The following is a 22528-nucleotide window of genomic DNA, read 5'->3' as shown; positions in this document are numbered from 1 at the left end:
CTCACCGCGAGGGCGGAGTCCCGTTGCCAACGATCTGCTCAAGACGGTCCAGCCGGTCACCGAGCAGACGAAGAGCGTCATGAATCGAGCTGAGTTCTGCCGCCAGCGCGGTGAATGTGGGGCTGCTGCCCGGTTCGGTGCCGAGCGGGGCAGACGGATCGCGGACGAACGTCCCGCGGCCTTGCTGGGTAAGAATCAGCCCCTCGTTGCGGAGCTGGCCGTACGCGCTCTGCACGGTCATGAGCTGCACGCCAAGTTCCTTGGCGAGCTTACGAGCGGCAGGAAGCTGGTCTCCCGGTTCGTACTCGCGGTTCGGGCCTGTGATCTTCGCGCGGAACTCCGCAGCGATGTCCTTGGCCGTCGGGGCCTGCCTGGGCGCCTCTGAGCTCTGCTCCATGGGTTCGAGAGTAGCCGGACCTAGGTCAATCTCTACTCTCCCGCCGTCCCCTTGACAGCTAGATTGACCTAGGTCAATCTGAATCTATGGCGCGGGACTCCCCAGCAAGGTCGCCCGTCGTCGTGGCTCTCCCTGTCCCATCGACTCAGGAGAAGGTCCATGCGCACGTACATCGGCCAGCAACAGGCCGTATCCGCCGAGGACTTCGTGGAACTTGCCCTCGGCACCCCGATTGAGCTGTGGCTCGGGGTCGAGGGCGAGACGGATGAAGAGCGTGCGGCCCGCCTGGACGCGGCGCGCGACATCCTCTCCGACCCGGAGTACTGCAACTTGTCGGACGACGTGGCTCGCATCGCCGCCGAGGTGATCGAGGCGCACGCCCCGGAGCTGTTCAACATCGTCTCGCTGGCGGGCCCGGCCAGGTGCCGCCGGTCCTCCCGGAAGGGAGCGGCGGCATGACGATCGCAACCGATACGGCGCGGCAGACGGTGCCGCCGCTGACGAAGCCGGAGATGGGCCTTGCCGGGCTGGGCGCGTTAGCCGCGGCCGGCGTCGGCGCACTGGGGCTGATCGCCTCGTTCGACGCGGTCTCCTCTGCCGCTGCCCGGTGGGGGTTCGGCGAGCCATGGATGCTGCCGGTCGGCATCGACGTGGCCATTCCGGTGTTCACCGTGGCCAACCTGCTGCTGATCCGGATGGACATGGCGTTGGCGTGGGTGCGGTTCGTGCCCTGGGCGCTGACGCTGGTCACCTGCGGGCTGAACGTCGCGGCCGGGCACTCGCTGTGGGCGCAAGTTGCGCACGGCACGATGCCGCTGCTGTGGGTGGTGTTCTCCGAGATCGGGGCCCATGTCTACGCCGTACGGATCGGCGCCGCGACCGGCCGGCGCATGGAGAAGGTGCGGTTCTCCCGCTGGATGCTCGCCCCGCTGTCGACGTTCGCCCTGTGGCGGCGGATGACGCTGTGGGAGATCACCTCGTACTCCGAGGCGCTGAAGCGGGAGCGGGAACGGCAGTTGGCCCACGCCCGGCTGCGGGAGCGGCACGGTCGGCGGTGGCGGTCGAAGACTCCGCGGCCGGAACGCGTGCTCCTGAGGCTGGGCGAGTTGGCCCCGGCGAGCGAGGGCGTCCCGCCCATTCCGACGCAGCAGGCGGGGAAACCGAAGCCGGAGGCGCCCAAGGCGCCGCGCAAACGCCAGGCCAGCACCAAGGGCAATGCCAAGAGTGCCAAGGCGCCGCGGACCTCGGCGGAACTGCTTGCCGAGGCGCGTGAGGCCACGGCCGACTGGGCCGATGACGCGATCAACGCGGAAGCCATCCGGACCACGCTGCACTGCTCTGCCGCCAACTCCCGCGCGCTGCGGGACCTGCTGCTGAATGAGCGGGCCGAGGGGCGCCGCCTGCACTCCGTCGACGGCGACGACGACGGGACAGAGGGGGCGGCGGCATGAACACCCTGGTGACCATGTTGTCCGCGGCGGCGCCGGTCGCCTCCGGCTGGACGGCCCACACGCTATGGCTGCGGCGCCGCCTGAACGTCGCCCGCCGTGACCCGCTGACCGGGCTGCGGACGCGCGAGGCATTCACCCGCCGCGCCAACGCCCTGCTGCGGGACCCGCGAGCGGTCGTGGTCCTGGCCGACGTCGACCATGTTGACCGGACTACCGCAGGCCAAGTCGGTGTGTCGGAGGTCGCGGTGGGATGGCGACCGGTACGAGACATACAGCCAACTGGAGGAGAGGTTGTATGTCTTTGTCCCCCGACGTTCACCGCGATCTGCGGGCGATTCTGCTTCCACGATGGGGGCGCGTCGTACCGACTGGCGACGTGATCCCGTACATGGTCCTGGACCAGCGGGGTCAGCCGGTGGAGCCGATCCGTCGGTTCCTGCGCGACTTTCTGGCCCGCGGCCATTCTGCGGGCAGTGTCCGCAGCTACGCCTTTGACCTGTACCGATGGTGGCGCTTCCTCCAGGCTATCGACGTGCCCTGGGACAAGGTGACCTCCGCCGAGGTCCGCGACTTCGTGCTGTGGATGGGGCAGGCGGAGAAGCAGCGGCGCTTGCCGAGGACGAGGTCGGCTGCGACGGCGGGTCAGGTCAACCCAGTGACGCGGAAGCAGTACCCGGGAGACCGCTACAGTGCGCGGACGATCCGGCACAGCAACGCGGTGCTGCGGTGCTTCTACGAGTTCGTCATCGACGCGGGTGACGGCCCGCTGGTCAACCCGGTTCGACGGGATCGGAGCCGGGGTCGGCGGGCGAACGCGCATCACAACCCGCTGGAGCCGTTCCGGGCGGAGGGGCGGCTTCGCTACAACCCGAAGCTGCCCCGGCAGCGGCCCCGGGCCATGCCGGATGAGCGGTGGATCGAGCTGTTCGCGGCGATGCGCTCGAACCGGGACCGTGCGATCCTCGCGCTCGCGGTCAGTACAGCCGCCCGCGCAAGTGAGCTCCTGGGTCTGCGGGGCACCGATCTGGACTGGGGTGATCAGCTGGCCCAGGTCCGCCGCAAGGGCAGCGGCATGCAGCAGTGGCTGCCGGCCAGCGCCGAGTCGTTCATCTGGCTGCGGCTCTACCTGGAGGAACTTGGCCCGCTGGGTCCGGATGAGCCGGTCTGGTGGACGCTGCGGCGCCGGGAGCGGTCAGGGGATGTGCTGGAGCGTCGGCCGCTCACCTACGACGCGCTGCGGGCGGTACTGCGGCGCGCGAACGAGGCGCTGGGCACGAACTGGACAATGCACGACCTGAGGCACACCAGCGCCCTGCGCATGGTCCGCTCCCAGCGGCTGTCCCTGCGGGACGTCCAAGTGATCCTCGGACATGCGCACTTGACCACCACCCAGATCTACCTTGTCGAAGACGACCAGGAGGTCCTGCGCCGGGTCCATCAATACCTCGCCGACCAGGCAGAACCGGCAGCGGAGACGGCAGCAGACCACGGCGCCGTTGGCTACGACGCGGACGACCTGGCGGTGCTGCTGGGAGGTATCCCGCGATGACCGACACAACCACCGTGTCACTTCCCGCACCCCGGTCCGAGGGCACCGGCACCACTTCGGCGCCGGAGACGCCGCGCACGGGCCCGAACGACGATCTCACCCCTTCGGGCCTTCTGCCGCTGCTGACCACACACGGCAAACGCATCGGCTACTCGGAGGATCGGCTGCGTGACCTGAAACTCGGAGCCCAGGGCATCCTCGACTGGCTGAACAAGCAGCCGGGCGACGGATGGCAGCGGCGGTGGATCGCCGCCGGCGCCGACCGCAGGCTGGACTGGCTCAACACGTTGCCCGAAGGCTATTCCGCGGGTGTTGACCGGCGGCGAGCCCTGTCCCGACTCGGAGCGATCAGTCTCTTGCTGAACCGAGTCGTGCTACCCGACTACGACTTCCTGACGGCATTCAGCTCTGGCTGCCTGTTTCAGGAAGTACAGCGCACTGTCCAGCCGGACCTGGTCGCAGAGATGCTCAGGCGGTCGGCTGCGGCCGGCATGCCCTCGCGACGTCTCGAACAGGGCATAAAGGTGCTGGCCAAGATGGTCCTGCACACGGGAAAGAACTTCGACCAGCTGTCCGGCGAGGACTTCGAACACTTCCGCACTTGGGGTCTGAACCGGGAAAACCGGGTCCCGCCTGGCATCTTCCCAGCCTGGGATCTGCTGCGAAGCGTCGACGTCCTGCCGGCGAACGTCAGCTTCAAGGAGTTCTGCCACCAAGGACAACGGCCGACCCAGGAACTCGTCGACCGCTACCAGCTGCGCTGCCGAGAAGTGCGGGACGTGCTGATCCGCTACCTCGACGAGCGCCGACCGAGCCTGGACTATCCCTCCTTCGTCGCCCTGATCGGCCACCTCGTGGGTTCCTTCTGGTCCGACATCGAAGAACACCATCCCGACGTCGCCAGCCTGCACCTGCCCGAAGAGGTCGCGACGGCCTGGAAGGAGCGATTGAAGTACGTCACCAAGCGCCGGTCTGCACCCCGGCGGCGCAAGTCCTACCTGCTCATCCTGGTCGAGGTCCGCAGCTTCTACCTGGACCTTCAGGAGTGGGCCCTGGATGACCCGTCCTGGGCGCCGCACGCAGTGCCCAGCCCGGTGCGTCGCGGTGAGACCGACGGCCTGCAAAAGCAACGCCGCAGCACCATCGCGAAGATGCACCAGCGGGTCCGCGAGCGGCTGCCGCAACTGCCGGTGCTGGCCGAGACGGCCGAACGCCACCGTCGTGACCAGGAGACTCTTCTGGCTGCGGCGAAGGCCACGGCCGTCGGGGAGACGTTCGAGCACGCTGGGGTCGCCTATCGCCGCGTGATCTACAAGACCCATCTGAAGTCCGAGAAGCGGGCCCGCACCGAGGTGGTTCTCGTCGAGGACCCCGGCACCGGCGAGACCATCGACCTGAACCAGCATGAGGATGAGGCGTTCTGGTCCTGGGCCGTCATCGAAACTCTTCGCCACACCGGAATCCGGCGCGAAGAGCTCCTGGAGATCACCCACCTCTCTCTCGTCTCCTACCGCATGGCTGACAGCGGCGAGCTGGTCCCACTCCTGCAGATCGTGCCGTCGAAGAACAACCAGGAACGGCTGCTGCTGGTCAGCCCGGAACTGGCCAGCGTCCTGGCCACGATCATCACGCGCCTGCGCAACACCAACGGCGGCACGATCCCGATGACCAGCCGATACGACACCCATGAACGGGCCTTCGGCCCGATACTGCCCCACCTCTTCCAACGACGCCCGCGCGGTCACCGCAACGAAGTGATCTCCCCCGGCACCGTCCAAGACCTCCTGGACGCCGCCCTCGCCCGCACCGGACTGTGTGATGCGGCCGGTGAACCGCTGAAGTTCACCGCCCACGACTTCCGCAGGATGTTCGCGACCGAGGCGGTCACCGGAGGACTCCCCGTCCACATCGCTGCCCGCCTTCTGGGACACGAGGACTTGGCGACCACGCAGGCATACCTCGCCGTGTTCCAGGACGACCTCATCCGCTCCTACCGGTCCTTCCTCGCACAGCGGCGCAGCCTTCGGCCTGAGGCTGAGTACCGGGACCCGACCGATGAGGAATGGCGCGAGTTCCAGCAGCATTTCGCGCTTCGCAAAGTCGAGTTGGGCACCTGCGGACGTCCCTACGGGACTCCCTGCAAACACGAGCACGCCTGTGTTCGCTGCCCGATGCTGCGGATCGACCCAAGACAACGACAGCGACTGATCGAGATCACCCACAGCCTCAACGACCGTATTAAAGAGGCCAAGTCGAACGGCTGGCTCGGCGAAGCGGAAGGACTCCAGGTCAGCCTCGAAGCCGCAGGCAAGAAGCTGGCCGCCCTGGACCGGGCTGCTACGCGCAGCTCAACCCACATCGCTGATCTCGGGATCCCGCAGATCAGAAACCGAAAGGGGACCTCGTGACCAAGACGCATCGGCCGCTCATCCGCAGCCGCTAAGCACGGATGGGCTCCCGCCAGCGAGTCCGTCAAGGATATGAGGCCACGCAGCCTTGCCGAGGAGCGCGTCAGCTTCAGGCGCAACGTCGCTTGGATAGTCTAAGATCGCCTATCATCTCGCTCTTGTGTCGAGGGGTCACATAGCTGGTGAGACGTACCCGGAGCGGATCCGGATGGGGCTGCTGTCGCGGACCTTTACGCCCGAGTTGGTTGACTTTGTGGTTGACGAGGCTGGGGCGCGGGAGGAGCGGACTCGGTCCTTGCCGTCGCGGCTGGTGGTGTACTTCGTGCTCACGATGTGGCTGTTCACGGGAAACGGATACGGGCTGGTGCTGCGGGAGTTGGTGGAGCATTGGCCGCGTCGACGGGGTGAGGAGTGGCGGCCGGCCGGCACGGGCTCACTGACGTTGGCCCGCCAGCGAGTGGGGCCCGGTCCGCTCCGGTTGTTGTTCGACCGGGTCGCAGGGGCGAGCGGGAGTCCGGCCACCCCCGGTGCCTTCTGGCGTGGCCTGCGCCTGGCTTCCCTGGATGGCTCCCTGCTCGACGTGCCGGACAGCGAGGCGAACGCCGCCGCCTACACCCGCGCCTCCAACGGAGGCCGGCCCGGTCCGTATCCGCAGGTACGGCTGCTGGCACTGGTGGAGTGCGGCACCAAGGCGATGATCGGCGCGGTCTTCGACTCCTTCGCGGTGGGTGAGCGGACCCTGGCACGGCGCCTGCTGGTGCACCTGCACACGGGGATGCTCGTGATGGCCGACCGAGGCTTTCCCGCCTTCGGCCTGTGGCAGGCCGCCGCGGACAGGGGCGCCCAACTCCTTTGGCGCGTCTCGGACTCCTTCACCTTGCCGGTGGATCACGTCCTGTCGGACGGCACCTACCTCTCCCACCTCAACGGCCCGCGCGGGGCGCGGATCACGGTGCGGGTGATCGAGTACACGGTGCTGACCACCACCCTCGATAAGGACGGGGCGAGCGGGGAGACCTCCGAGCTGTTCTGTCTGATCACCACGCTGCTCGACCCGGCCTCGGCGCCCGCCCGCGAGCTGGCGGAGCTGTACACGGCGCGCTGGACCAGCGAAACGATCTTCAAACACATCAAAATCGAGCAGCGCGGCGGGCGAACCGCCACCCTCCGCTCGAACAGCCCCGCCATGGTCGAGCAGGAACTGTGGGCCATGCTGTGCGTCTACCAGGCCCTCCACCAGCTGGCCGCCGATTCCGCCCACCGCGCCCACCTCCCCGTCTCGCACATCAGCTTCAAGCAGACCCTCGCCGCCGCCCGACGCTCCGTCGGCGCGGACTTTTCCCCTCGCCAGCTGACCGCCAAGGTCCGTGACGTCCAGGACGACCTGATCCGCGAGGCCGTCAAGCCCCGCCCCGGACGCGCCGCACCCCGCGCCACCAAGCGCAGCGGCACCGGCTACCGCAGCCTGCGACCCGACGAACCGGCCACCACCCACGTCACCCACACCATCGAGCTCCAGCTCTTCCCCCAAGACCAACGCCCCGCACCACCGAACAGCCCAGCCATCCCGCAGATCACCACATATGACGAGACGTCGCCTCCGCCTCGACAGATGGCATCAGCTGCCTAAATCAAGCGACGTTGGCTTCAGGCGTGCCTCCGTACTGAAAGTGCGGGGACGCTGAGGCGGGACTCTCCCCAGGAAGGCGCGGCCGGTGCCCGGCATCGTCGCGCGCGATCACACGCACAGTAGCTCCGGCCGAGCGCCGGCGTTGCGCCAGTTGTTCGGCGAAAGGCAGCGACGGCCACATCGCGTCGTCGCCGCCTGCAATCAGCAGCAGGTCGGCTCTGGCAGCCTCCACGGGAATCTCTGCTGGCGGAAGGAGGTGAACGAAGGTCCGTTCACTGAGTTCGTACCACCCGCGGATGGCGACGGGCCCGCTGTCCGGCTCCGGGGAAGACCACGAGTCGTCCATCGGGACAAAAGGCAGCGGCCGCCCCTGCCACGTCCAGCACGAGCGATACGGGTGATGCGCTCCGTCACGGCCTGGACCGACGTTGCACCAGACCCGCGAGGTGGGCGACAACGCGACGACCATGTCCACGCGTGAGTCGTGCACCGCCGTGAGCAATGCTGCTTCAGCTCCCTTGGAGACACCAAGAATTCCGATGCGTCGCGCTCCCTCACGTTGAAGGACGTCGACGGCGATGGTGAAGGTCTCCAAGGGGACTTCGCAAATTCCCGGGCTCTGCGCTGGCCCACCGAACCAGCGGATCGCCAAGGCAGTGACTCCTTGCTGAGCCAGGATGCGCGCTCGTTCGCGGTCAATGCGCCCGCTGGATCCTGCCAGGACCAGCACTCCGACGTCACTGCCATGAGCAGGAGCGACGAGAAGCCCTTCCCACGGATCGGCCAGCTCGTGCTCCGTGATGTCCACGCGCTCTTCCCACCTCCACAACTCTCACAACCCCCGTCCAGCACGCGGGGCGCGGCCACCTACCAAAGCCACCGCGCCCCGCCTCCACTCGCATGGAGGTCTCCATCATGACGCCCCACACGCCACCTGAGTTAGTCCGGGAAAACCACTTCAAGCAGATCAACGACACCTTCGGCCACGCGGCCGGAGACACGCTGCTGAAGGCGACCGCCGACCGGCTCGCCCACCACGTCGGCCCCTCCGGAGTGGCCGGGCGGCTCGGGGGAGATGAGTTCGCCGCCGTCCTGATCGACGGCCACGGCACCTCCGCCGACCTGCTCGCCGTGCTCGCCCGCCCCGTCGACGGTCAGGACCCGGCCGTACACACCACGGTCTCTCTCGGCTGGGTGCGCGCCGCAGACTTCCCCGGCGACGAGCTGTCCGGGCTGCTGCGGCGGGCGGATGAGGCGATGTACGCGGCCAAGCAGGCACGCGCGGGGACCCGTCGGGCGGGGCTGGGGCGGCTGTTCGCCACGGTCACCGGGCGCCGCGCCGGCCGCGCCGGGGCCCGCCCCGATGCTCCGGTCGTGGGGATGGCTGCCTGATGTCCGCCCACGGCAAGTGCTACGACCCCACCGGCGCCCGGTTCGGGGTCCCCACGTACCCGTGGCAGTTCGCCCCGGACGGCTACGCCACCCGCGGCCAGCTGCGTGCGGCCGGGCTGAGGCCCGGCGGACAGCCGGTCGCCGCGCAGGTGATGCGCCACCACCGCGGCCGCAAGTCCGGGGTGCAAGTCGCCTACCTCTACCGCATCGACCGCGCCTGCCCGGTCCGGCCGATGACCTCCCGCAAGTGGGGTGCGCTCGCCCTGGCGATGCTCGCCCGCCGCACCTGCCCGCAGTGCCAGATCACCTACAGCTACTGCATCCCGACCTCCCTAGGGGTGTGCGTCCCCTGCGCCTATCCCGAGGAACAGCGCGCCGCGTGACCAGCTACGGGGCCCGGTCTCAACCGACCAAAGCAGCGGCCGGGCCCCGCATTCCTCCAGAGAGAAGGAAGTCTCAGTGAAACACCCCGACGACGACAGCGAACTCTTCAACCGGCTGGAAGCCGAGATGGCCGCTGACTCCGACGGCGGCGTGGTCGACCTGGACAAGGCCCGGTCGGCCCGTACCGAGTCGGCCGACCGCGCGTCCGACCGGTCGCCCAACTCCGGGCGCGACCGGTCGGGCGACCCGAGCGAGGGGGAGTCGGACGACTCCGGCCCGACCCTGGTCGACCGTCCGGCGCCGACTCAGTCGGGCCCCGGTCTAATCGACCGCATCCGCGACTCCAAGCGGCTGGACATTCTCCCGGCGTGGGTGAAGTCGGGCCCGGAGTTCACCGAGGCGATGCGGTGGCTGGCCGGACACGTCTGGCACACCATCGCCTTCCACGCGGTCCGCGTGCCGTTCCTGTACGTGCCCAAGCTCATCTGGCGTTCCCCGCGCGGCCTGACCAACACCCTGACCCGCGTGGGTCGGTGGGCGGTCGACGCGGAGGGCGAGCCGCTGCGACAGGCCGAGGCACGCCGGGAGAACTCCGAGCTGTACCTGAAGCTCTCGCGGCAGCGTGACCGGCGGGTGCGGCTGCGGATGATCCTCACCACCTTCGGGAGCCTGTTCGCCCTGGCCATGGGCCTGTTTCTGGTCTACGGCGCCGAGCCGCGCACGCAGGTCATCGCCGCTGCCGTCACCGTGCTGACGCTGGGCTGGCTAGGCGCGCCGGCGGATGCGCCGCTGGCCACCCGCGCGGTCATCAAGACCGAGGTGCAGAAGCTGACCAGCGACATCGTCATCAAGGCCATGGCGTCCATCGGCATCGGCCAAATCGCCAGTGCCGTGGCCAAGGGCCAGGACGGCATCAAGTTCGTCGCCCCGATCACCCGCGAGGGGCCGGGCTGGCGCGCGGACATCGACCTGCCGTTGGGTGTGACGGTCGCGGACGTGGCCGACCGGCGCGCCCGACTCGCCTCCGGCCTGCGCCGCCCTCTCGGCTGCGTGTGGCCCGACGCCGACCCCAGCGAGCACGAGGGGCGCCTCATCCTGTGGGTAGGGGACCGGGACCTGTCCAAGACCGGCATGGTCAAGTGGCAGCTGGCCAACGCCCAGCGGCACGACATCTTCAAGCGGAACCCGTTCGGCATCGACCCACGTGGGCGCGCTCAGTCGGTGCCGATGATCCAGCACAACATCCTGATCGGCTCGCTGCCCGGCCAGGGCAAGACTGCCTCCGTACGCGTGCTGGCCTGCGGCGCCGCCCTGGACCCCTCCGTGGAACTGTGGCTGCACGAGAACAAGGGCACCGGCGACCTGGACTCCCTAGAATGCGTCAGCCACCGGTTCGTCTCCGGCATCGACGACGACTCGATCAAGTACGCGACCGACTCCCTCAAGCTGCTGCGCGAAGAGGTCATGCGCCGCGCGGCTGCGATCAAGAAGCTGCCGCGGGACCTGTGCCCGGACAAGCGCATCACCCGGCAGATTGCCGACAAGCGCTCACTCAAGCTGTGGCCACTGGTCGGCGTGTTCGACGAGTGCCAGAACCTGTTCGCACACCCCAAATACGGCAAACAGGCAGGTGACGACGCCGAGTTCATCATCAAGCTCGGTCGCGCGCTCGGGGTGATCCTCATCCTGGCCACGCAGCGCCCCGACAAGGACTCGCTCCCGACCGGGATCAGCGGCAACGTGTCCATCCGCTTCGCCCTCAAGGTCGCGGGCCAGGTCGAGAACGACATGATCCTGGGCACGTCCGCCTACAAGAACGGCGTGCGCGCCACCTCGTTCCGCCCGGAGATCGATGCCGGTAACGGCTACCTCGCCGGCGCGACAGCGCTGCCGGTCGTGGTGCGTACCGCCTACCTGGACGACAACGCCACCCACGCCATCGCCCAGCGCGCCTACGCCCTACGCAAGGCCGAGGGAACCCTGTCCGGGCACGCGCTCGGAGAGGACCCGCAGGCCGTGACCGGTCCGTCCTACGACCTGCTCGCCGACGTGGCAGCGGTCGTGCCGCCGTCGGAGGAGCGGGTGTGGAACGAGCGGATCGCCGCCCGGCTCGCGGAGCTGCGGCCGGAGGTCTACGGCGGCTGGAAGGGTGAGAACGTCACATCCGCGCTCAAGCCGCACGGCATCAAGACCCGCGATGTGGCCGGGACCACCGACGACGGCACCCGCACCACCCGCCGCGGCATCGTTCGCGCCGACCTCACGAAGGCGATTGCTGAGCGTGACGAAAAGCGGGGCGTCGCCTAGCCCTGGATGGTGCTACCGGTAGCACGTCGCCCTGCTACCGGTAGCACCCCCGCTAGCGCCGTGCATAGCACCTGATCTGCGATCTAGTGCACAGCACCCTACCTGCGGAAACCCCGAAAACCCCGAGAAAGGGCCCCGATGACCCTCATCGCCCTTGCTGTCGCCTGCCTATTCGTCATCACGCTCGGTTACGGCGCTCTGTGTGCGGGCAGCCCGTTCGGCACCTGCCGCAAGTGCAACGGCTTCGGCTTCGCCATGGAAACCGACCGCAAGGGACGGCCCAAGCGCGGCAAGAGCTGCCGCCGCTGCAAGGCCACTGGCAAGCGCATACGCATCGGCCGCTGGCTCTTCAACCGCGCCCAGCGGATCTACCGCGAAGGCACCCACTGACCACCCGCCCGCACCACCCGAAGGGAGGTTCCACCCGTGGCCGTCACTGTCTCGCTCGTGGCCCTGTTCGGACTCGTCCTGTTCTTCCTGCTGCGCTCCAAGTCCCTCGGCTACGGCGCCGCATTCACCGCCGCCGGGTTCGGCTTCTTCCTCGCCTCCACCGGCGCCGCCGGACCCATCAACCAGCTCGCCACCGCCGTCATCCGCGCCATCCCACACCTGTAAGGAGCCCGGCCATGAACGAACAGATCATCGCCCGGCACTGGCTTGCCGCCGCACTGCCGAAGGTCGCACCCGCCATCGCCACGTCCACCGTGCTGATCCTGGCCCGCATCTGGAACGCCAACGGCGCCGAACACTCCGTCGGCAACGCCGTGCTCATGACCGCGCTGTCCCTCGCCGCCGCGGCGGCCGGCGTGTGCGCGAGCATCGGCCGCGCCGGAGACTCCATCATCGCCGGAACCGCGTTCGCCGCCTCCGGCGGGCTCGCACTCGCCGGAGTCGCCGGCTACGCCGACGAGCTGTCCCTGCCGCTGCTGCTGTGGGTGCTGTCCACCGTCATCGCCTACGGGCTCGCCGCGCGGTACTGGCGCACCGACCGCCACGAGCGCATCGCCTACGAGCGGCAGACCAGCGCGCGCCGCGAGGAACACGCCCACATCGAGCGCGTCGAAGCCCTGCGCGCCGGAGCCCAAATCGAGGTGGCCCGCACCGGCGCCGCCTACGCCGAACAGCTCGCCCAAGCACTCATCACCCGCGCCTCCCTGCCCGGCTTTGACTTCAAGACTGTGGAAGCCGCTGGTCTGCCCGAACTCCCCACTGTTGAGAAGAAGCCCGTATGAGCGCCGTCCTGTGGCCTGTCACGGCCCGCATCGCCGCCGCCCTGAACGCCGCGAACGGCACCGGCGAACACGAAAGGGCGATGCGCCTGCTGAAGGTGACCGAGGAAGCGGGCGAGACCGCTGCCGCGTACATCGGCATGACCGGCCAGAACCCCCGCAAAGGCACCACCCACACTGCGGCGGACGTGGCCGACGAACTGTGCGACGTGATCATCGCTGCCGCCGTCGCCCTGCACGCCTTCACTACCGCCCCGCCCGCCGTGCTGGACGCCAAGCTGCACGCCGCCGCCCGCCGACTCAACGCCGCCGCTCCGGAGCGCACCCACTGATCCCGAGGGAGACGAAGGAAGCCATGTTCGAGATCCGCATCATCTGCGACCCGGCTGACACCGACCGAGTGAGCGCGGCCCTGTCCGCCGCCTTCACGACCGGCCCCGTGCGCCAGCACCCCGCCCGCGACGTCCAGCGCACCCGCCTCTACATCACCGCCGACCACCGCCCCGAACCGGGAGCGTGGCCCACGCCGGAAGAGGCGTACGCGCTCGCCCCGAGCATCATCAGCGAGATCGGCTGGACCGCCCGCACCGCAGCAGACAGGCCGTTCTACGACGGACTACACCGGGAGTTCTGGCTCCGCAAGGCCGCCCTGCTGGACCGCATCGCATTGAGCGACGAAGCCGACAGCGTCCCCAACGATGCGGCCGACCTCGCCATCCGAGCCGCGCAGCGCCTGATGGAGATGGACGCCACGCCCGTCATCTGCGACCCGCGCCACTACGTCCGCCGGCAGTACGCCGCTTGGGCCAAGAACCAGTAGCGCCGCCGCGGCGGCGGGACTCCCCAGCAAGGTCGCCCGCCGCCGCGGTTCTCCCTGCCCATCCGTAGACAGAACAGGAGAACCACAGCATGCCGTACCCGGTTGGCTCTGCCCAGCTCACCGCCGCGCTCGACGCAGCGGCGCGTGACTGGCGCGTCTTCCCCCTCATCCCCGGCGACAAGCGCCCGGCCGTCTCCAACTGGGAGACCCGCGCCACCACCGACCCAGAGCGCATCACCCGCGCATGGACTGCTGCCGCCTTCAACGTCGGCATCGCCACCGGCCCTTCCGGCCTGGTCGTCATCGACCTGGACAAGCCCAAGCACCCCGGCGACACCCCGTCGGCTGCCTGGGCGGAGCAGGGTGTCACCGACGGCGCCGACGTCCTCGCCGTGCTGTGCGAGCGCCACGGCCAGCCCTTCCCCGCCGACACCTACACGGTGCGCACGTGGAGCGGTGGCACCCACCTGTACTTTGCCGTCCCCGAGGGCGAGCCCCTGCGCAACACTGCCGGGGACAGTGCCCGCGGGCTGGGCTGGAAGGTCGACACCCGCGCATGGGGCGGACTCGTGGTCGGCGCGGGCAGCACCTTCGACGGACACCCCTACGAGGTCGCCCACGCCGACCCCGTGGCACCGCTGCCGGGCTGGCTCGCCCAACTCCTGCGCCCGGCCCCGCTGCCCCTGCAGAAGCCCATCACGGTCGCCCTCACGGGTCGCGGACGGCGCACCGCCTTCCTCCGATCCGCCGTTAACGGTGAAGTGGAGCGGGTCACCGGCTCCGGCGCGCACGAGCACAACAACGCGCTCTATCTCGCCTCCGTCGCCCTCGGACAGCTCGTTGCCGGAGGCGAGTTGAGCGAAGCCAACGTCACCGGCTGGCTCCTGACGGCCGCGCTCCACGTCGGGCAGGGCGAGCGCGAGGCACGGCGCACCATCGCCTCTGGCCTGCGCGCCGGGGCACGGCGCCCCCGGACGGTGGCGGCGTGAGCGCCAATCCCATCCCGCCCCTGCACCTGTATTCCGTGCCCAGCGACCCCGAGACGGCCCCCACGGCGCCGCCGAAGCGGGAGCGCCCCCGGACCGCGTGGACGGCCGATCAGCTCATGGCCGCGCACTTCCCCGAGCCGAAATGGGCCGTGCCCGGCATCCTCGCCGAGGGCGTCAGCGTGTTGGCCGGACCGCCGAAGGTCGGCAAGTCCTGGCTCTCCCTGGGGCTGGGCCTGTCGGTCGCGGCCGGCGGCCAGGCGTTCGACTCTGTACCCGTCGAGGGCGGGCCGGTGCTCTACCTCGCCTTGGAGGACACCCCGCGCCGTCTCCAGACCCGCATGGGCAAGCTACTCGGGGGCCAGCCCGCTCCGGCCGGGCTGACCTTGGTCACCGAGTGCCCGCCCTTCCCTCAGGGTGGGATGGAGGCCATCGCCCAGTGGTTGGAACGCCACCCCGAGGCGCGGATGGTCGTCATCGACGTGTTCGCCAAGATGCGCGGCCAGGCCCCGCAAGGGGTGTCGGCGTATGACGCGGACTATGTCGCCGTCGGCTACGCCAAGCGGCTCGCTGACTACTACGGCGTGGCTGTCGTCCTGGTGCACCACGTCCGCAAGGCAGGCTCCGAGGACTTCCTCACCGAGGTCTCCGGCACTAACGGTATCGCCGGAGCCGCGGACGCCACGCTCGTACTGAAGCGAGCGCGTGGGCAGGCGGACGGCATCCTGCACGTCACCGGCCGCGACGTGGACGAAGCCGAGTACGCCCTCAGCTTCCAACCCGCCTCCGGCGCCTGGCACTTGTTGGATGGTCCGGTGTCCGACCACACCGTCGGCGACACCCGCGCCTCGATCCTGCGCTACGTCCGCACCCACCCTGGCGCCAAGCCCAAGGACATGGCGGGCGAGCTGCCGAACGTCGACCTGGACACGATCCGGCGCACCTGCAACCGCATGGCCGACGCCGGACAGCTCACCAAGGACCCCGGCGGCCGGTACTACCCGGACACCGACACCCGGACAGAGGATGCCCAAGAGGTGTCCGCACTGTCCGCCTGTCCGGTTACACCGTCTGACCAGCACGAACACTCCGGACAGTCGGAATTGGAGCTGTCCGGCCTGTCCGGTGCGGACGAAGCGGAGGGGGAGACGGAATGAGCGCACGTACGCAGGACGAAAAGATGACCGTCCAAGAGGTCATCGCCGATCTGAAGGTCGCCCCGTCGACCTTCTACCGGTGGCGCCAACTCGGCAAAGGACCCCGCGCAATCAAACTCCCCAACGGCGACGTACGGATCCGGCGGTCGGAGTACGAGCGCTGGCTTGCAGAGCGGGAGGACGCTGCGTGAGCAAGGACGAAAACGCTCCCGTCCTCCGGCCGCACGGGGAGGCGAAGCCGGGGTATTCCCTCGATATCCGGCTGTGGAAGGTCACGAAGGTCAACCGGAAGGCGCGTCCGTATCAACTGCGTTGGGTCGTAGGCGGGAAGGTGAGTAGCGCGACGTTCGCCACGTCGGCACTCGCCGAAAACCGAAGCTCGGAACTGCGGCAGGCAATGCGCCGGGGCGAGGCTTTCGAGATTGCAAGCGGACAGCCCGAGTCCGAAGTCCGCGCGGCAGCGGAAGCGGCGAAAGCCTCAGAGGAAGAACCACTGTTGCGGTGGTTCGAGTTCTGCCGCAAATACTTCGCCGGGCGGTGGCGTACGAGCGCGGCCAAGACCCGAGAGGGCATGGCCGACAGTCTTGCAGCCGTGACGCTCGCCATGGTCAAGCGCGGAGACGGCGCTCCCTCGGATGAGCAATTGCGGTTGGCCTTCCGGTGGGGGATCGTGCCCGCGAATGCGGGCGAGGATCCGCCGGCCGACCTCAAAGCCGCGTACGACTGGCTCACGACGACGGATCGTCCGGTGGCCGATGTGGCAGACGCTGCGGTGTTCGAGGACGTGCTCTATCGCCTCGGGTACAAGCTGGACGGCACCCCGGCAGCAGGCGACACCTACAGGCGCCGCCGCCGCGCCCTGAACACCGCTCTCGAACACGCGGTGATCGCGGGGGACCTCTCGGAGAACCCGCTTCAGCGCGCCCGCCGGAAGCACGTCGGCTCCAATGACGTGGTGGACCGGCGAGTCCTCGTGAACGCCCTACAGGCCCGCCAGTTGCTCGCGGCAGTCTCCTACGTCGGATCCTGGGATCGGTGCCGTGGGAGGCGCCTGGTGGCCTTCTACGCGGTCCTGTACTACGCGGGCCTGCGTCCGGCTGAGGCGGTCGGACTGAAGCAGTCTGACTGCCATCTCCCGGACGCAGGATGGGGCACGCTGACGCTCCGGGAGACACGTCCCGTCTCCGGGAAGCAGTGGACCGATTCCGGGGAACGTCACGACCGCCGCGGACTGAAGGCGAGGGAGGCCAAGAGCGACCGGCCGGTACCCATCCCGCCCGTCCTGGTGGCGATCCTGCGGGCGCACCTGGACGCGTTCGGCACGGCCAAGGAAGGGCGTGTGTTCGGCAACGAGCGCGGGGGAGTGGTGGGCTCCTCTACCTATTGGCGGGTGTGGGAGGAAGCGCGGGAATACGCGCTGCCACCCGAGCGGGTCCACTCGCCGCTGGCCGGGCGCCCTTATGACTTGCGGCACGCATGCATCACGCGGTGGCTGAATGCGGGGGTACCGATCGCTGAGGTAGCCCGGCGGGTCGGCAACTCTCCCGAGGTGATCCACCGGCGCTATCACGGTTTCATCGACGGTCACGAGGAAGCCGCCAACGCGAAGATCACAAAGGCGTTGGAGGAGGACGGAGACGCTGTATAGCGGTCCGTGTCATTACGCTGCGAGGGCGGTCCAGGAGACTCAGACCGCCCTCTAAGCGGTTACGGCGAAGTCGGCTGCTGATCCCTTCGCTGCCCGAGGCCAGCGACAAGATCCGACGGTGGAGGATCGGCAGAGCACATCGGCGAGTCCGCATAGCACGGGAGTATTTACTGCTACGAGGCCGGAAATAGGTGGAGAATCGGGGGCAGCGAGGAGCGGGGCCCACTCCCCCCAGGATCAGCACCGCGTACGGACTGCCCTGCATAACGCCGCCATGGTAAGAGCACGCCCCCTGCCTGCCGATTGATGGAGACAACCAGCCGTCTGCACACGTGGTGGCCGACGGCATGGAAACTGCCAGCGCCTCCGTGGGGAGCGCTCCGATGTCCTGCGCCCGGCCAACGACTTCGGCTTCCACCTGGCCCCCCTCCTCCGGCGTCCCACTCAACGTTGACCTGGACACCACACTGACCGTCGTCGCCGGGAACCTCCACCGGATGCTCGCCCGCAAACTGCCCCGCTACGAGACCGCCACACCCGACAAGATCTGGCGACCTTCCTCGACGCCACCAGAACCCTGCACGTCGGCGAGCACACCGTGACCTGCGCTCTCAACCTGCGCAGCCATCACCCCGTTCTGATCGACGCAGGCTTCCCCCACCTGGAGATCCCCGTCCACTGGCGGAACGACCGAACCCTGTGCTTCCGCTTCCCCCACGCTGAACCGGGCAGAGCAGACCTCGATCAAGTTTCCGCACCGGGAATCGAGGCTGACCCGCTCCCGAGCGTGGCGCCCCGAGCACGCGACGTGGCGCTTCGCGGTGCAACCGGTCTGACAGGCGGTGCCCGGGGGCCCACCTGGCCGTTCGGCGCGAAGTGGTCCGGTCCTTTGCTCAGAAAATGGTCCGCACATGTGGGCGGACGCGCGCATACGGTCGGGTCGCGACGCATCTGATGGGAACCATGATGATGAGCACTGACCAGGCCGCACTCTTGGAGCCGCTGGGGCTCCGCGAGATGTCCGACGCAGCGATAGCGATGATCGACGAGCAAGGGACGGTGGTCGCGTGGACGCAAGCCGCTCAGCACCTTGTTGGGTACTGCGCTGAGGACGTGGTGGGCCGGTCCGCCACACTCCTGCTGCCGTCCTCCGAGGAGGCGCTGGGGGTATCAGCGTTCGCCGAGGAGTACCGTGCCCAAGGTGGCTGGTCCGGCACCGCGGCGGTCCGCCACCGCGACGGCCGTACGCTCAACCTGAGCCTGCGCCTCTCGCTGCTGTGGGGACAGGATGCAACCCATCGGTGGCTGGTATCCCTGACCGACATAGGCGCGTTCTCCTCGGGGATGATGAACGGATCGGTGCGGGAGTCGCTGCTTACCCGCGCACCGGTCGGCATCGTCGTTCGTGACTCGCAGCTGCGCTGTACCTGGGTGAACGACACGATGGAGTGCTATGACGGCATTTCCCGTGACCGGAGGTTCGGACGTCGACTCACCGAGTCGATGCCCGGCTTCGAGACCGAAGCGCTCGAGGCGGTGATGCGGCAGGTGCTGGCGAGCGGCACTTCCGCGGTCCACGAGTACCGGGCGTGGCCAGCGGAAGAGCCGCGCCGGGAGCATGCATTGTCGGCCTCGTACGTCTGCCTCCAGGACGCGGACGGCCAGGCACTGGGGGTGTGCGCCATCAGCGTGGATGTCACCGGCAATCACCGGGCGCGCGAGCGCCTTGCCATCCTCAGCGAGGCCAGCACGCGTATCGGCAGCACCCTGGACGTCATGCGGACCGGGCAGGAACTGGCCAGCCTCGCCGTGCCCCTGTTGGCCGACTACGTCACCGTCGACCTGGCAGAGTCGGTTCCATTTGGCAAAGAGCCCTCTGCCCAAATCGACACAATGTACGATCGCCCCCCTGTGTTCCGTCGTGCCGGTTTGGCCTCGATCCACCCAGGAGTCCCGGAGTCGACCTTTGGGCGAGGGGAGACGGTTTTCGTCCCCCCGACCTCGCCGCTCGCCACCGTTCTGCGCACGGGAAGGTCCCACCTGGAACCGGTACTGGACACCTCTCCTGGGACATGGGTCGACCAGGATCCAGCGCGGGCCCAAAAGATCCGTGAGTACGGGATGCACTCCGTGATGATCGTGCCCATCATTGCGCGGCGCGCCGTCCTGGGTGTCGCGCTGTTCTCCCGCGGCGAGGACCCTGTTCCGTTTGATGAGGGTGACCTGCTCCTCGCCGAGGAGCTCGTCACCCGGGCCGCGCTGTCCTTGGACAACGCCCGCCAATACACTCGCGAACACACCACGGCCCTCGCCCTGCAACGCATCCTGCTCCCCCACCGTTTGAGGGGTGGCGCAGCGGTCGAGGCGGTCGGGCGCTACTTGCCGGCCGACACGGACGCCGGCGTTGGAGGCGACTGGTTCGATGTGATCCCGCTGTCCGGCGCCCGCGTGGCCCTCGTCGTCGGTGATGTGGTCGGACACGGCATCAACGCCGCGGCGACCATGGGCAGGCTCCGCACCGCCGTCCGCACGCTCGCCGACTTGGAGCTGCCTCCCGACGAACTGCTGGCCCATCTCGATGACACGTTCCAGCGACTGGCCGCGGAAGACGCCGACGCCGCTGACCAGACCCCCACGGTCGTAGGCGCCACCTGCCTATACGCCGTCTACGACCCGATCACCCGCCGGTGCACGATGGCACGGGCCGGGCACCCCCCGCCCGCGATAGTCGACGCACAAGGCCAGGTCACCTTCCCTGACCTGCCCACCGGAGCCCCACTCGGCCTCGGCCTCGGGCTGGTCCCCTTCGACGCCGTGGAAGTGGAACTGCCCGAAGGCAGCCTGCTCGCGTTCTACACCGACGGCCTGGTCGAATCCCGTGACGACGACATCGACGTCGGCATGCACCGCCTCGGCACCGCCCTGGCACAACCCGAACAGTCCTTGGAAGACTTGTGCTCCTCGGTGATGGAAACCGTGCCGACGCGGGCAGCATCCGACGACGTCACCTTGCTCCTTGTCCGGATCCACACACTCAACGCGGCCCACATTGCCTCCTGGGACCTGCCAACCGAGCCGGCCGCCGTCAGCACCGCCCGGCACCTGGCCGCCCATCAACTCAGCGAATGGGGACTGGAGCAGCTCGTGCCCACCACGGAGCTGATCATCAGCGAACTGGTCACCAACGCTATCCACCACGGCGCCGGCCCGATCCGGCTACGGCTCATCCAGCACCAAGTCCTGACCTGCGAAGTCTTTGACAGCAAAAAGTGTTACCCGCGTCTGCGCCATGCCCGCATCGTCGACGAAAACGGCCGGGGACTGTTCCTGATTGCCCACTTGTCCAGCAGGTGGGGCGCCCGCCTGGAATCGGGCGGCAAGCTCGTCTGGGTCGAGCAAGACCTGCCGTCCACACTGTAGAGCGGGGATCGATGAGGGCTTCGCCCTCGGTCCCCACGCCGGCACACCAATGCCGCCACGGAGATCCTCCGCAACGACCAGGTGTACGTGGGGTCCGCGACGAAGACGATCACTATTCACCGCAGAGTCCATCGGGCTTTCAGCGAGGGAGTGTCTCATCAAGCGCGTGAGTGTGTCGGAGGTGTGTCGCGTGTATCGCAGATAGTGCGTGAACACTGAGAGACAACGAGAGAGAGCGGGCGTCAGTGAGACTGACGCCCGCTCTCTCGTGTCGGCATTCGCGCTGGTCAGAACTTGATTCTTACTGACTGACAGGCGAGTGCCCCCGGCAGGATTCGAACCTGCGCACACGGCTCCGGAGGGCGCTTCAGTCTGTGCCGAATGCCCAGGTCAAGGCATCTTTGGGAACTAGTCGTACGCAACTGGTCCACACATAGTCCATGGGCAGCCCACGGATGCGGCCGTGATGGTGCTCCCCTCTCCAGGAGCATCAGGTGCGGGATCGCTCCATCTTCCCCCCTCCGTCCCACGACACCCTTGACTGTCGCTCTCATGGTGGCCTCAGTCCGTCAGCGCGCCAGACAGAAGTCCCGCTCGACGCGGCACTGAGACGGACTCCACGCCTCCCTGCCATGACAGACTCTGTCTCGACCTGTATGGTGGGCACTGATCCGCGGGGTAGATACCCACCGGAGGGGTTGAATCAGTGCGCACTGACTCAACCCAGCTTCGTAAGGTGCTGGCAGTGTCTAGATGGCGCGATTATAGTGATCGAGCCCCGAAGGAAGATCCTTTGGTAGCGGTCCATCGGTGCCACTGCTTTTGAACCTACGCAAGTGTAAGAGCTCGATACAAAAAAATACTCCAAAATGCCTCGCAGGTTTGCGAGGCATTTTTGTTATTTTCTCGGCCACACCTTTCTAGCCGAAGAATTTCCCTGCCCAGCTCGAACGTACCCGTCAGGGTAGACGTTGCAGTAGCATGACGAATTTTTGAACTCCCAAACTTCATGGGTGGTCATCAGGTGCTTCTCTCCCTTCTTCCGGCATACGTCCCAGTGGAATCCCTTCGGAAGCGTTTGACCGGAAATTGCGAGAATGTCCCCGCCGTGCAGAGCTTTGGCGCGTGACCACTCTCGTCGCCCCGAGTCCAATCGACGAGTGTTTCCCCCAAACGCATCTCGAAATGCCTTCTGACTAATTTCCGTTTCTAGTGAATCCCATTCGCTAACCTGGTCAAATATGTGGAGGGGTAGAACGCGAGGGTCAGTAATATCAAAGCTCGCGATCGGGGGAAATAGATCTCTGAAAGGCGTTGAGAAGCGCGAGGCATCTGCCGGGGTCCGGAAAATCTGAAACGGCGCCTTGTATCTGACAAAAGCCTCAAGGCTAAGTAGCTGTTTCCGCCTTACGGGAAGGCTGCTGGGGTCTCGGCGCACGAAAGCGCCTGAGGTAGCCGCGACAAAGACGTTGGCCCTGTGAAGCTTTTCGTAGAGTTCCTTTGCGTCCTCAAGCTTCAACAACTCAAAAGGTCTTCCAGCAGTCCCACCTCCAGTCACCTTGACAGGCTCTAGGCGACGAACGTAAGACTGGATTGACTGAGTGCTGGCTTGCTCCTCGATAATTCTTCGGATGTTCCGTTGCTCGGTGTTTTCCTTACTTGGGGCAAATATCCTGATCTCGAAGACTTCATCATGACCGCCTGCGGAGTGCTGGGCCATTTTTCCCCTCCCGAACCGGCGTCCCCTGGT

21 protein-coding genes and 2 pseudogenes are annotated in these 22528 nt (G+C 67.7%); 20 read left to right on the top strand and 3 right to left on the bottom strand.

What is annotated here, in order from left to right:
* Position 1 precedes the first annotated feature (1 nt).
* Positions 2–397, bottom strand: a complete 396-nt coding sequence (locus ACQEXA_RS20270) for a GntR family transcriptional regulator (RefSeq protein WP_432932556.1) — start codon at positions 395–397, stop codon at positions 2–4.
* Positions 398–556: 159 nt separating this feature from the next.
* Between ACQEXA_RS20270 and ACQEXA_RS20265 the strand changes: the two genes are divergently transcribed.
* The 6 genes and pseudogenes from ACQEXA_RS20265 to ACQEXA_RS20240 all read left to right on the top strand — a co-directional run bounded on the left by ACQEXA_RS20265 (position 557) and on the right by ACQEXA_RS20240 (position 7435).
* Positions 557–856: a hypothetical protein gene (locus ACQEXA_RS20265; protein ID WP_432932558.1), complete on the top strand. Its 300-nt coding sequence runs from the start codon at positions 557–559 to the stop codon at positions 854–856.
* Entirely contained in the window at positions 853–1848 is a 996-nt protein-coding gene (locus ACQEXA_RS20260; RefSeq protein ID WP_432932559.1) for a DUF2637 domain-containing protein, read from the top strand. The genes ACQEXA_RS20265 and ACQEXA_RS20260 overlap by 4 nt, the downstream gene beginning before the upstream one ends.
* Positions 1845–2045, top strand: a pseudogene (locus ACQEXA_RS20255) (GGDEF domain-containing protein); the annotation flags it as partial. The gene ACQEXA_RS20260 and the pseudogene ACQEXA_RS20255, both read left to right, overlap by 4 nt.
* Positions 2046–2143: 98 nt before the next feature.
* On the top strand, positions 2144–3397 hold the full coding sequence (locus ACQEXA_RS20250) for a tyrosine-type recombinase/integrase (protein WP_433130734.1): 1254 nt from the start codon (positions 2144–2146) through the stop codon (positions 3395–3397).
* Entirely contained in the window at positions 3394–5805 is a 2412-nt protein-coding gene (locus tag ACQEXA_RS20245) for a tyrosine-type recombinase/integrase (RefSeq protein ID WP_433130732.1), read from the top strand. Before ACQEXA_RS20250 ends, ACQEXA_RS20245 begins: the two co-directional genes overlap by 4 nt.
* Positions 5806–6013: 208 nt before the next feature.
* Positions 6014–7435 carry an IS4 family transposase gene (locus ACQEXA_RS20240; protein WP_432920441.1) on the top strand — a complete coding sequence of 474 codons (1422 nt, stop codon included), beginning with the start codon at positions 6014–6016 and terminating at the stop codon, positions 7433–7435.
* Position 7436: 1 nt separating this feature from the next.
* Here the strand turns inward: ACQEXA_RS20240 and ACQEXA_RS20235 are convergent, their stop codons facing one another.
* The gene (locus ACQEXA_RS20235) at positions 7437–8243 is read right to left on the bottom strand and encodes an acyl-CoA thioester hydrolase/BAAT C-terminal domain-containing protein (protein ID WP_433130730.1); all 807 of its coding nucleotides are present in this window, start codon (positions 8241–8243) and stop codon (positions 7437–7439) included.
* A gap of 143 nt (positions 8244–8386) precedes the next feature.
* Here ACQEXA_RS20235 and ACQEXA_RS20230 point away from each other — a divergent pair.
* The 14 genes and pseudogenes from ACQEXA_RS20230 to ACQEXA_RS20165 all read left to right on the top strand — a co-directional run.
* Positions 8387–8827, top strand: a pseudogene (locus ACQEXA_RS20230) (GGDEF domain-containing protein); the annotation flags it as partial.
* Positions 8827–9210 (top strand): RRQRL motif-containing zinc-binding protein, encoded by a 384-nt coding sequence (locus ACQEXA_RS20225; protein ID WP_432932563.1) that lies wholly within the window; start codon positions 8827–8829, stop codon positions 9208–9210. The pseudogene ACQEXA_RS20230 and the gene ACQEXA_RS20225, both read left to right, overlap by 1 nt.
* Before the next feature lie 76 nt (positions 9211–9286).
* Positions 9287–11518 (top strand): cell division protein FtsK, encoded by a 2232-nt coding sequence (locus tag ACQEXA_RS20220; protein ID WP_432932565.1) that lies wholly within the window; start codon positions 9287–9289, stop codon positions 11516–11518.
* Between the two features lie 138 nt (positions 11519–11656).
* A complete protein-coding gene (locus tag ACQEXA_RS20215) occupies positions 11657–11908 on the top strand; it encodes a hypothetical protein (protein WP_432932567.1) in 252 nt (83 codons plus the stop codon).
* Between the two features lie 36 nt (positions 11909–11944).
* Entirely contained in the window at positions 11945–12133 is a 189-nt protein-coding gene (locus ACQEXA_RS20210) for a hypothetical protein (protein ID WP_432932569.1), read from the top strand.
* A gap of 11 nt (positions 12134–12144) precedes the next feature.
* The gene (locus ACQEXA_RS20205; protein WP_432932571.1) at positions 12145–12750 is read left to right on the top strand and encodes a hypothetical protein; all 606 of its coding nucleotides are present in this window, start codon (positions 12145–12147) and stop codon (positions 12748–12750) included.
* A complete protein-coding gene (locus ACQEXA_RS20200; protein ID WP_432932573.1) occupies positions 12747–13079 on the top strand; it encodes a MazG-like family protein in 333 nt (110 codons plus the stop codon). The genes ACQEXA_RS20205 and ACQEXA_RS20200 overlap by 4 nt, the downstream gene beginning before the upstream one ends.
* Positions 13080–13102: 23 nt before the next feature.
* Complete coding sequence (locus ACQEXA_RS20195) at positions 13103–13567, top strand: hypothetical protein (RefSeq protein ID WP_432932575.1); 465 nt, start codon at positions 13103–13105, stop codon at positions 13565–13567.
* A gap of 89 nt (positions 13568–13656) precedes the next feature.
* On the top strand, positions 13657–14556 hold the full coding sequence (locus tag ACQEXA_RS20190; protein ID WP_432932577.1) for a bifunctional DNA primase/polymerase: 900 nt from the start codon (positions 13657–13659) through the stop codon (positions 14554–14556).
* Positions 14553–15710 carry an AAA family ATPase gene (locus ACQEXA_RS20185; RefSeq protein WP_432932579.1) on the top strand — a complete coding sequence of 386 codons (1158 nt, stop codon included), beginning with the start codon at positions 14553–14555 and terminating at the stop codon, positions 15708–15710. Before ACQEXA_RS20190 ends, ACQEXA_RS20185 begins: the two co-directional genes overlap by 4 nt.
* Positions 15707–15901, top strand: coding sequence for a helix-turn-helix transcriptional regulator (locus tag ACQEXA_RS20180; protein WP_432932581.1), 195 nt, complete (start codon positions 15707–15709; stop codon positions 15899–15901). The genes ACQEXA_RS20185 and ACQEXA_RS20180 overlap by 4 nt, the downstream gene beginning before the upstream one ends.
* Positions 15898–17358, top strand: coding sequence for a tyrosine-type recombinase/integrase (locus tag ACQEXA_RS20175; protein WP_432932583.1), 1461 nt, complete (start codon positions 15898–15900; stop codon positions 17356–17358). Before ACQEXA_RS20180 ends, ACQEXA_RS20175 begins: the two co-directional genes overlap by 4 nt.
* A gap of 347 nt (positions 17359–17705) precedes the next feature.
* The gene (locus ACQEXA_RS20170; protein ID WP_433130728.1) at positions 17706–17960 is read left to right on the top strand and encodes a hypothetical protein; all 255 of its coding nucleotides are present in this window, start codon (positions 17706–17708) and stop codon (positions 17958–17960) included.
* Positions 17961–18324: 364 nt separating this feature from the next.
* Positions 18325–20778, top strand: a complete 2454-nt coding sequence (locus ACQEXA_RS20165) for a SpoIIE family protein phosphatase (RefSeq protein ID WP_433134584.1) — start codon at positions 18325–18327, stop codon at positions 20776–20778.
* 898 nt (positions 20779–21676) lie between these two features.
* Here ACQEXA_RS20165 and ACQEXA_RS20160 read toward each other — a convergent pair.
* Positions 21677–22498, bottom strand: coding sequence for a hypothetical protein (locus ACQEXA_RS20160; RefSeq protein WP_433130726.1), 822 nt, complete (start codon positions 22496–22498; stop codon positions 21677–21679).
* Positions 22499–22528: the final 30 nt, after the last annotated feature.

This window comes from Streptomyces sp. CA-106110 (assembly GCF_050936285.1).
Taxonomy (GTDB): Bacteria; Actinomycetota; Actinomycetes; order Streptomycetales; family Streptomycetaceae; genus Streptomyces.
The sequence above is the reverse complement of the archived record's forward strand: the minus strand, read 5'-3'. Positions and strand labels throughout refer to the sequence as shown.